The sequence below is a fragment of the Mesorhizobium sp. M7A.F.Ca.ET.027.02.1.1 genome, assembly GCF_004022985.1.
Taxonomy (GTDB): domain Bacteria; phylum Pseudomonadota; class Alphaproteobacteria; order Rhizobiales; family Rhizobiaceae; genus Mesorhizobium.
Genome location: NZ_RZOL01000923.1, coordinates 1 through 494 on the forward strand (window position 1 = coordinate 1; position 494 = coordinate 494).

At 62.1% G+C, this 494-nt stretch carries 1 protein-coding gene and 1 pseudogene; both read right to left on the reverse strand.

Annotated features, from left to right (window positions below):
- A partial coding sequence (locus tag EN749_RS37030) for a nucleotidyl transferase AbiEii/AbiGii toxin family protein (protein ID WP_145991234.1) occupies nucleotides 1-315 on the reverse strand: 315 nt, incomplete at its 3' end.
- Nucleotides 312-494, reverse strand: a pseudogene (locus EN749_RS37035) (hypothetical protein); the annotation flags it as partial. The gene EN749_RS37030 and the pseudogene EN749_RS37035, both read right to left, overlap by 4 nt.

The following is a 494-nucleotide window of genomic DNA, read 5'->3' on the forward strand; positions in this document are numbered from 1 at the left end:
CTTGTTCGACAGTTCCTCAAGCTCTTCAACGGAGGCAGCCTCGTCGAGATCGTCGCGGAACACGGTAACGTCGATGTCCTCGGAAAAACGCTGGATGAGGCCATAGCCTTTTGACAGCGACGTCCCGCCCTTGAACAGCAGCCGTGGCTCCCCCGCAGGCCGTTCGTGGTAGAGCGAATTGAGGGTCCAGCAGACCCAGAAGTCCTTTTCGACATTGCCCACCGGAGCTCCGATCCGATTGGCCGTGGCGAGGAACAGGTCGAGCCGGTCACGTGGGGATGCCGCGATGATCTGGCGGTAAGCATCGGTACTCATGGCTTCGCCTCGTGCGGGTCCGCCCTCAGGATTTCACGGAGGAACTCCTGCATCCAGATCGGCACGGCGGAAAGACCGGCGCGCAGATCCTCGCGAATGGCCTCGCCGTGCTTGGGGTCGGCAAACAGGCGGCGCAACGTCGCCTGGATACGCTTCCGTTCGCCCTTCTGGGTCAGCAT